The sequence below is a fragment of the Thermovirga sp. genome, from assembly GCF_017656375.1.
Lineage (GTDB): Bacteria > Synergistota > Synergistia > Synergistales > Thermovirgaceae > Thermovirga.
On the sequence record NZ_JACDOB010000063.1, the window covers coordinates 1 to 3,638 of the forward strand.

Annotated in this window: 3 protein-coding genes; all 3 read left to right on the forward strand. The window is 42.3% G+C overall.

All coding sequences use genetic code 11. The features are described 5' to 3' along the window. The first annotated feature begins 526 nt into the window (after positions 1-526). Genes cbiB through H0Z23_RS08720 form a run of 3 tightly spaced genes read left to right on the forward strand, consistent with a single transcriptional unit; the run spans position 527 to position 3,452 of the window. A complete protein-coding gene (gene cbiB, locus H0Z23_RS08710; RefSeq protein WP_296869058.1) occupies positions 527-1,468 on the forward strand; it encodes an adenosylcobinamide-phosphate synthase CbiB in 942 nt (313 codons plus the stop codon). Between the two features lie 25 nt (positions 1,469-1,493). Continuing rightward, on the forward strand, positions 1,494-2,591 hold the full coding sequence (gene cobD, locus H0Z23_RS08715) for a threonine-phosphate decarboxylase CobD (RefSeq protein WP_296869059.1): 1,098 nt from the start codon (positions 1,494-1,496) through the stop codon (positions 2,589-2,591). 3 nt (positions 2,592-2,594) lie between these two features. Beyond that, complete coding sequence (locus tag H0Z23_RS08720) at positions 2,595-3,452, forward strand: hypothetical protein (protein ID WP_296869060.1); 858 nt, start codon at positions 2,595-2,597, stop codon at positions 3,450-3,452. Positions 3,453-3,638: the final 186 nt, after the last annotated feature.

Here is a 3,638-nt window from a genome sequence, read left to right on the forward strand (position 1 = left end):
GATTCTCTGTTTTTTCCCCTAGGTGCCACCATCAAAGGTGGCACCTTTGTGTTATAGCCCCCTTTGGGGGTCATGCGCTCCCTTAGGGGTCAGGTCTTTATTTTTGGCCTGTATGCAAAAAGTCATTTTATTATATTGCCAATAGTATTTTAAAACGCAAAAATAAAGCCTCGACTCCTGGATACTACAGTTGTTCATAGGGCCCATCATTTTGTAGTGATGGAACGTAAAGGGGTTGCCTTCCGCCCCCTACCTAGTGAACCCGGGCCGAGGTTCTACCTCGCCCTTGATATTGTCCGAATTGGCGGAGGATGATCCATCTGCCTTGCTCCATGGATTTAAGTATACAACACCAAAAGTAAAGACCTGACCCCGTGACCCCAAAATCGTCACATTATTCGTTTCCGTCAAAAAGCCCACTGGCCCCAGGATATGTACTTTGATAGGTATTTCGTGTAGATTATTCAATTAGGTGTTTTCCCCCAAACGTATAAGTTAATTGATTATTTATTTAGGAGCGGCTCGGATGGAGGATATATTTTTAGCCTTTATATGTGATTTGGCGTTTGGAGATCCTTATTGGTTCCCTCATCCAGTGAGAGGGATAGGTTGGATAATATCTGAGATGGAAAAATTTATAAGGGTTCATTTTAGGACGGCCTTAGGATTAAAAGCTGCAGGCGTAGTAATGGCGATATGCGTTCCTGCAATGGTGTGGTCTGTCACATTTTTGCTGTTGAAGGTGGCATACTTGGTACATCCTAATTTTTATCGTTTTTCAAATATCCTTCTAATTTATACAGCGTTATCCGCAAAGAATCTTGCTCAAGAGGCAGGGAAGGTCTACAAAGCTTTGATAGAAGGAGACATTTCTAGGGCCAGAAAGCAGCTTTCTTACCTTGTCAGTAGGGAGACTCATTCTTTGGAGGAAGAGGGAATAGTTCGTGCTACAGTGGAGACTGTGGCCGAAAATACTGTAGATGGCGTGCTTGCTCCGCTACTTTATGCTTTTCTGGGAGGAGCCCCTCTTGCTATGGCTTACAAGGCCATTAATACCCTTGATTCAATGGTGGGGTATAAGAACGAAAAGTACTTCCATTTAGGATGGGCTTCTGCCAGGCTAGATGACATGGCAAACTTGATCCCGGCAAGACTGGCTGGGTTGCTCATTCCGCTAGCTTCAAGCTTCTGTGGTTTTAACATGGTCGACTCCTTTAAGATTGTTATTAGGGATAGGTACAATCACACAAGCCCCAATGCCGGCTTCCCAGAGTCTGCTGTGGCAGGTGCATTGAGGATTCAGCTTGGGGGAGAGAGCACATATTTTGGAGAAAAAGTAGTAAAACCTACGATTGGCGATCCGGTAGTGCCGTTAAAAGCCAGCCACATACAAGCAACTATTAATATTATGTATGCCACGGCTTTCATAATGGTTTTGGGAGGTTTCGTAATTGGTCGTTGGATGTAAATAAAATACCAGTGGAGGGGACGAAATGTGTTTCTCGAAAAGTTCTACTCATGGTGGTAATATCTACGAAGTTAGCCGGGAATTTGTTGTTAAAGAAAAGGATATAGTAGATTTTAGTGCGAATATAAATCCTCTCGGCCTTTCCCCTTTAGCTAAAAAGAACGTGGTAGAAAGACTATCGCTACAGAGAAATTATCCCGACCCAGATTATTTAGAGCTAAGAAGGGCAATATCAGGATATTTGAATGTTCCTTTGAATGATATTATCGTGGGGAATGGGGCTACGGAGCTCATATATCTGTTTTTTAGAAGCCTGAAGCCTTCTAGTGTTTTGATTCCCATTCCTACCTTCAGCGAATATGAAAGAGCTGCCAGGCTTGCGGGTTGTAAAACAAGGCATTTTTTATTGGAAGAGAGAGATGATTTCCGTTTGTCTTCCAATAAATTAATTAGGAACCTTGAAGGTGTGGAAGCTGTTGTTTTATGCAACCCTAACAACCCTACAGGTACTGTATTGCCAAAGCAGGAGATTAAGGAAATTGCACACTTTTGCAAGGAACGAAATATTTTGATGCTCATAGATGAAGCCTTCGTAGAATTTGTGGATGACGAGTCTTATGCAGCGGCAGTAGGCCTTCTTGGCGAGTTTAAAAACATGATTGTGATACGGGCATTTACCAAGTTCTTTGGGATACCAGGCATGAGGTTGGGATATGGGATAACTAAGAGTGTCAAGATAAAGGAAGCTATTCAGTCTTTCAAAGAGCCTTGGAGCGTAAATGGCCTAGCCGCGGCTGCTGGAATAGCAGCATTGGGAGATGAAGAATATATCAAAAAGAGCAAATCTATAATAAGCGTAGAGAGAAAATATTTATTGGAAGAATTATCAAAATTTTCATGGTTAAAGCCTTTTAGCACTTGCGCTAACTTCATCCTGGTTAAAATTTTGGATAAGGAAATTTCATCTTCTGCCCTGCGGCAAAAATTGATTCCTTTTGGTGTCTTGATAAGGGATGCCTCTAATTTTTTAGGCTTAAACAATAGCTTTTTCAGGGTGGCAGTGAGGGACAGAGAGGACAATGACAAGCTGATATTGGCTCTAAAAAAGTGTAGGGGAGCTTAAAGCATGAATGCAACGGCGAGGTGTCCTGGGTCTTGCGGGGAGCTAATTCAGGGATTTGTAGCTGGTAGGGAGTGTTTGGTGTCTTGTACTGTCAATTTATTTTCGGAAGTTACTCTGGAAGAGGTGTCTTATTTTTGCAAGGAGCAAGGACCTAAAAAGTCCAGGGAAGCTCTGACGAAAAGTTTTGAGTTTTTTGGATTATCCGCTGAAGATACCTACAATATAGAAATTAAAGTGAATTCTTCTATTCCCGCGGGTAAAGGAATGGCAAGCAGTACCGCCGACATTGTGGCCACTATCAGGGCCTCTGCATTGCTTGTCGGAAAGGAGATAGACCATGCAGAGGTAGCTAGTATGGCTGTATCGATTGAGCCGACTGATAGCGTACTTTTCCCTGGTCTTACTCTTTTTGATCATCTTGAGGGAAGCATTATTGAACCTTTGGGCAGTGCGCCTCCTCTGGATGTGTTAGTGTTAGAGCCATATGAGACCTTGGATACCCTTAAATTCAGGGAGACGGACTATTCGGAAGTCAAGAGGAAAAATCAGGATAAGATAGAGTACGCACTCTGGCTTTTAAAAGAGGGAATTAGAACGCAAAACTCATTGTTGGTCGGTGAAGCTGCAACTATAAGTTCTATTGTAAACGAGGAAGTTCTGCAAAAGCCTAAATTACGTTCAATAATTGATTGTGCAAAAAAAGCAGGAGCGGTGGGAGTCAATGTGGCTCACAGTGGAACAGTGATTGGGATATTAATAGATAATGCATATACTGATGCTGATAGAGTAAAAAGACTTTTGAAAAGGGAAGGGTTATTAAAAAAATTCGAAAGAGTACATCTATGCAAGATATTAGGTTGAAGCCGTAGTTTAAAAAAGCGGGTAACGCCTGAATCTAAAAAAGCCGGGGTATTATATTATCCCCGGCCTCGTAGAATGTTTTCCCCGTTGGTTGTTAGTTTTCGTATTTAAACTGCTGCACTAGTTTCTCCAGGGTCTCAGCAATATGAGCAAGGTTTTGAGCTTCCTGGGCTATTTGTTCGCTAG